This window comes from Candidatus Streptomyces philanthi, assembly GCF_059553635.1.
The window spans coordinates 1-5,483 of record NZ_JCANQV010000351.1 but is presented as its reverse complement, the minus strand read 5'-3'; the positions used below and the strand labels follow the sequence as shown (position 1 = coordinate 5,483).

The following is a 5,483-nucleotide window of genomic DNA, read 5'->3' as shown; positions in this document are numbered from 1 at the left end:
CCGGACGCGGTGCCCCGCGCCCCGTCGACGACCGCCACGACCGTGAGGTTGCGGCCCCGGGTGACGCCGTTGGTCGTCAGCGCGCTGCCCGCCCAGCGCAGATGGGCGCCGGAGGTCTCCTCGGCGATCACCACACAGCCGTCCGCCTCGGACAGCTCCAGCACCCGCTCGACGATCTCGTGCGGCACGGTGGTACGAGGGGTCATCGTCCGGCCTCCCGGGTCGTCTCGGGACCGCGGCTCCCGGCCCTCCGGTCGCTTGCCTGACGGCTCATCGCCCGCCCTCCCGCGTCGTGTTCAGGCTGTGCTGTCCCGGGGAGCGACCCCCGGACCCCCGGCCGCTCGTGGTGACCGCTCATCGCCCGCCCTCCCGCGTCGTGTTCAGAATGTTCACGCCCTCGAAGAGGGCCGAGGGGCAGCCGTGGGAGACCGCGGCGATCTGGCCCGGTTGGGCCTTGCCGCAGTTGAAGGCGCCGCCCAGGACGTAGGTGTCCGGGCCGCCGACCGCGGTCATCGAGCCCCAGAAGTCGGTGGTGGTCGCCTGGTAGGCGACATCGCGCAGCTGCCCGGCCAGCCGCCCGTTCTCGATCCGGAAGAACCGCTGACCGGTGAACTGGAAGTTGTGGCGCTGCATGTCGATCGACCACGAGCGGTCGCCGACGACGTAGATCCCGCGCTCCACGCCCGCGATCAGCTCCTCGGTGGACGGCCCGTCCGGCGCCGGGAGCAGCGAGACATTGGCCATCCGCTGCACCGGTACGTGGTGCGGGGAGTCCGCGAACGCGCACCCGTTGGAGCGCGCCGCGCCCGTCAGCCGCGCGATGCGGCGGTCGAGCTGGTAGCCGACGAGGACGCCGTCCTTGACGAGGTCCCAGGACTGCGCGGCGACGCCCTCGTCGTCGTAGCCGACCGTCGCCAGGCCGTGCGGGGTGGTCCGGTCGCCCGTGACGTTCATCAGCGGGGAGCCGTAGGCCAGTTCGCCCAGCTTGTCGGGGGTGGCGAACGAGGTGCCCGCGTACGCCGCCTCGTAGCCCAGCGCCCGGTCCAGTTCGGTGGCGTGGCCGACCGACTCATGGATGGTCAGCCACAGGTTGGACGGGTCGACGACCAGGTCGTAGCGGCCGGGTTCGACGCCGGGCGCCCGCATCTTCTCCTCAAGGAACCCGGGAATCCGCTCCAGTTCGCCGTCCCAGTCCCACTCCCCGCCGGTCAGGTACTCCCAGCCGCGGCCGGCCGGCGGCGCCAGGGTGCGCATGGTGTCGAAGCCGCCGCTCGCCGGGTCCACCGCGACCGCCGTCAGCTCCGGGTGCAGCCGCACCCGCTGCTGGACGGTGCTGGTGCCCGCGGTGTCGGCGTAGAACTTGTTCTCCTGGACGGTCAGCAGCGAGGCGTCGGCGTGCGCCACCCCGGGCGCCGCCAGCAGCCGCGCGCTCCACTCCGCCAGCAGCCCGGTCTTGTCGGCGTCGGACACCTCGAACGGGTTGATCCGGTACGCGGAGACCCAGGAACGGTCCGTGTGCACCGGCTCCTCGGCCAGCTCCACCCGCCCGTCCGCCCCGTCCCGCCCGGACGCCGCGAGCACCGTGGCCGACAGCTTCGCCATCTCCACCGCCCGCGACGCCACGCGCGCCGCCGCGTCCATCGTCAGATCGACGCCGGACGCGAAGCCCCAGGCCCCGCCGTGCACCACCCGCACCGCGTAGCCCAGGTCGGTGGTGTCGAAGGACCCGGACAACCGGGCGTCGCGCAGCCGCCAGGCCGCGTCGCGCACCCGCTCCAGGCGGAAGTCGGCGTGTTCCGCGCCCAGCGCGCGGGCCCGCGCCAGCGCGGCGTCGGCCAGCGCGCGCAGCGGCAGGGCAAGGAACGTCTCGTCGGGTTCAGGGGGTGAAGCAGGCACGGCGTCCTCCCGTAGTCGGCGCCTGCATCATGCCGTGTACGGCGCCCGCGGGCCCAGACCGCGCCGCCCGCGGGGCGCGGGGGAGAGGGCCGGTCCTGTAGGGACCCGACAGGGACCGGCAGGCGCCCCTGTACGAGCCCGATTCCCCGGATCGGCCCCCTGACCGCTAGTTTCGTACCGAACGCAGGACGGACAGAGAACGGAAAGGGTGATCTCGTGAGCCGCTCGGTTCTGGTCACCGGAGGCAACCGCGGCATCGGTCTCGCCATTGCCCGCGCCTTCGCCGAGGCAGGCGACAAGGTCGCCGTCACCTACCGCTCGGGCGAGCCGCCCGAGGGGTTTTTGGCCGTGAAGTGCGACATCACGGACGCCGAGCAGGTGGACCGCGCGTACAAGGAGATCGAGGAGAAGCAGGGCCCGGTCGAGGTGCTGGTGGCCAACGCCGGCATCACCCGTGACCAGCTGCTGATGCGGATGTCCGAGGAGGACTTCACCTCGGTCGTCGACACCAACCTCACCGGTACGTTCCGGGTGGTCAAGCGCGCCAACCGCGGCATGCTGCGGGCCCGCAAGGGCCGGATCGTGCTGATCTCGTCGGTGGTGGGCCTCTACGGCGCGCCGGGCCAGGCGAACTACGCCGCCTCCAAGGCCGCGCTGGTGGGCTTCGCCCGTTCCCTCTCCCGGGAGCTGGGCAGCCGCAACATCACCGTCAACGTCGTCGCCCCCGGCTTCGTCGACACCGACATGACCCGCGCGCTCAGCGACGAGCAGCGGGAGAACATCGTCAAGCAGGTGCCGCTGGCGCGCTACGCGCAGCCCGAGGAGGTCGCCGCCTCCGTCCGCTTCCTGGCCTCCGACGAGGCCGCGTACATCACCGGAGCCGTCATTCCCGTCGACGGCGGATTGGGCATGGGTCACTGATCACATGAGTGGAATCCTCGCAGGCAAGCGCATCCTCGTCACCGGTGTGCTCACCGAGTCGTCCATCGCCTTCCAGGCCGCCAAGGTCGCCCAGAACGAGGGCGCGGACGTGATCCTCACCGGCTTCGGCCGGCTCTCGCTCGTCGAGCGCATCGCCAAGCGGCTGCCCAAGCCCGCCCCGGTGATCGAGCTGGACGTCACGAACCAGGAGCACCTGGACGGACTGGCCGGCAAGATCCGCGAGCACCAGGGCGAGGACGCCCGCGTCGACGGCATCGTGCACTCGATCGCCTTCGGCCCGCAGGGCGCCTTCAACTTCCTGGAGGCGTCGTGGGAGGACGTCGGCACCGCGGTGCAGGTCTCGGCGTACTCCTACAAGGCGCTGGCGATGGCCTGCCGCCCGCTGATGGGACACGGCGCCTCGATCGTCGGCCTCACCTTCGACGCGCAGATCGCCTGGCCCAAGTACGACTGGATGGGCGTGGCGAAGGCGGCGCTGGAGAGCACCAACCGCTACCTGGCGCGTGACCTGGGCCCCGAGGGCATCCGCTGCAACCTGGTGTCGGCCGGCCCCATCAAGTCGATGGCCGCCAAGTCGATCCCCGGTTTCGAGGAGCTGGCGGACGTGTGGAACCACCGCGCCCCGATCGGCTGGGACCTCGCCGACCCGGAGCCGGCCGGCCGCGGCGTCGTCGGTCTGCTGTCCGACTTCTTCCCGCGCACGACCGGCGAGATCGTGCACGTCGACGGCGGCGTGCACATGATGGGCGCCTGACGGCGCACATGATGGGCGTCCGGCGCCCGTAGCGCATCCCCACTGCCCGTCCCGGTCCGCCGGGGCGGGCAGAACGCGTTCCCCGGTCGAGAAGCGGCGGCGCGCCCGCCACACTGGGACGCAGGTGCCCGGGAGTCCCCCGGCGTACCGTGGGGAGGAGGTACCGGCGTGCGCGGACCCCGAAGCCGCAGGGCAACCCTCGCATGCGTCCTCGTGTCGGCGGCGGGCGCCTTCCTGACGTCCCCGGTGGCCCGGGCGGCACCGCCGGGCCCGGCCGACCATCCGCAGGACGTCCCCCGCCCCCACTGCCGTACCACCGTCAAGGGCGGCACCGGCACGGCGGACTGCTTCAACCCGAACGGCACCACGGCCCGCGTCCGGCTGCACGTCGACTGCCGCCGCTGGTACGACCCCGACGTCGACACGCCCGCCGTGGAGGTGGGGCCCGCCCGGCAGATCACCCTCGCTGGCCGCTGCTGGCGCGAGGTCCGTGACGTGTGGGTCGGCTACGACGGCTGATCCGCCGCCCGCGGGCGCGGCGCGGGACGGCAGCCGTAGGGGTGGGCGGCGGCCTCCGACGCGGCCCGCTCGGCGTCGCCGTCGCGGATCGCCGCCACCAGCCGGGCGTGGTCCGTGTGCGCCTCCGGGCGCAGTTCCTCCCCGACGTCGGCGCGCAGGAAGTCGCGCAGCACGCCCCCGAGATCGGCGTAGACCGCGGCCAGTACGTCGTTGTGGGAGGCCGCGACGATCGCGGTGTGCAAGGTGGCGTCCGCCTCGACGAAACCGGCGGCGGTGCCGGACGCCCAGGCCGCCTCGCGCCGCTCCAGCAGCGCGTCGAGCTGCCGCAGGTCCCGCGCGGTGCGGCGGTGCGCGGCCAGCCGCGCCCCCTCCGCCTCCAGCGCGCTGCGCAGCTCGGCCACGTGCGAGGGGTCGGCGTCGGCGAACCGCCTGCGCAGCACCCCGGCCAGCTCGCTGGTGGCCAGGACGTACGTGCCCGAGCCCTGCCGGATGTCCAGCAGCCCGTTGTGGGCCAGCGCCCGGACCGCCTCGCGGACGGTGTTGCGGGCCACGCCCAGCCGCTCGGAGAGTTCCGGCTCGGTCGGGATGCGGGAGCCCACCGGCCACTCACCGGAGGTGATCTGCGTGCGGAGCTGGGCGATCACCTGGTCGGCGAGGGCGGAGCGGCGGGGCGAGGTCAGGGGCATCGGGGCCCTCCGGGGTACGGGGACGGGGCGAGGGGCCGGGCCGCGGTGTGTGACGCGGAGCACCGGGAATTCCCTCGACGAGGAATCATCCGATGATTCTATGATGGCGCGCATGGCAGAAGACGACCTGGCGACCCTCGGCGCTACCCCCGCACCCCACCCGGCCCCCGCCGCGCCCCAGAACGCCCCCGCGCGCCCGGGGCCCGACCGCCCCGCCTCCCGCTGGCCGGCCCGGATCGTGGTCGTCGGACTCGTCCTGGCCGCCCTCAACCTCCGCCCGGCCGTCACCAGCCTCGGCGCGCTCATGGAGGAGGTCCGCGACGGCCTCGGCATGAGCGGCACCCTCGCCGGACTGCTGACCTCCGTCCCCGCGCTGTGCTTCGCCGCCTTCGGCGTCGCCGCGCCCCGGCTGGCCCGGCGCTGGGGCCCCGGCGCCGTCATCTGCGCCGGCATGGCCGCGATCACCGCGGGCGTCGCGCTGCGGCCGTTCACCGGCGGCACCGCGGGCTTCCTCGCGGCCAGCGCCCTCGCCCTGGCCGGCATCGCGGTCAGCAACGTCCTGGTGCCCGTCGTCATCAAGAGCTGGTTCCCCGACCGCGTCGGCACGATGACCGGCCTGTACTCCATGGCGCTGGCCCTCGGCACCTCGTCCGCCGCCGCCGTCACCGTCCCCCTGACCGGCGCGC

The 5,483-nt window shown here is 73.7% G+C and carries 6 protein-coding genes and 1 pseudogene; 4 read left to right on the top strand and 3 right to left on the bottom strand.

Annotation, left to right across the window (positions count from 1 at the left end; all coding sequences use genetic code 11):
• A pseudogene (locus tag AC51EU_RS26585) lies at nt 1–206 on the bottom strand (TldD/PmbA family protein); the annotation flags it as partial.
• A gap of 148 nt (nt 207–354) precedes the next feature.
• Nucleotides 355–1,896: a TldD/PmbA family protein gene (locus AC51EU_RS26580; RefSeq protein ID WP_496269625.1), complete on the bottom strand. Its 1,542-nt coding sequence runs from the start codon at nt 1,894–1,896 to the stop codon at nt 355–357.
• Between the two features lie 216 nt (nt 1,897–2,112).
• Between AC51EU_RS26580 and fabG the strand changes: the two genes are divergently transcribed.
• The 3 genes from fabG to AC51EU_RS26565 all read left to right on the top strand — a co-directional run bounded on the left by fabG (nt 2,113) and on the right by AC51EU_RS26565 (nt 4,111).
• The gene (fabG, locus tag AC51EU_RS26575) at nt 2,113–2,817 is read left to right on the top strand and encodes a 3-oxoacyl-[acyl-carrier-protein] reductase (RefSeq protein WP_496269624.1); all 705 of its coding nucleotides are present in this window, start codon (nt 2,113–2,115) and stop codon (nt 2,815–2,817) included.
• A 4-nt stretch (nt 2,818–2,821) separates the two neighbouring features.
• Nucleotides 2,822–3,592, top strand: a complete 771-nt coding sequence (gene fabI, locus AC51EU_RS26570; RefSeq protein WP_496269623.1) for an enoyl-ACP reductase FabI — start codon at nt 2,822–2,824, stop codon at nt 3,590–3,592.
• 168 nt (nt 3,593–3,760) lie between these two features.
• Nucleotides 3,761–4,111 carry a hypothetical protein gene (locus AC51EU_RS26565; RefSeq protein ID WP_496269622.1) on the top strand — a complete coding sequence of 117 codons (351 nt, stop codon included), beginning with the start codon at nt 3,761–3,763 and terminating at the stop codon, nt 4,109–4,111.
• On the opposite strand, the gene AC51EU_RS26560 is transcribed toward AC51EU_RS26565, so the two are convergent.
• On the bottom strand, nt 4,099–4,797 hold the full coding sequence (locus tag AC51EU_RS26560; protein WP_496269621.1) for a FadR/GntR family transcriptional regulator: 699 nt from the start codon (nt 4,795–4,797) through the stop codon (nt 4,099–4,101). The two genes, AC51EU_RS26565 and AC51EU_RS26560, sit on opposite strands and share 13 nt — an antisense overlap.
• A 103-nt stretch (nt 4,798–4,900) precedes the next feature.
• Between AC51EU_RS26560 and AC51EU_RS26555 the strand changes: the two genes are divergently transcribed.
• Nucleotides 4,901–5,483: MFS transporter (locus AC51EU_RS26555; protein ID WP_496269620.1), on the top strand; the 583-nt coding region annotated here is incomplete at its 3' end.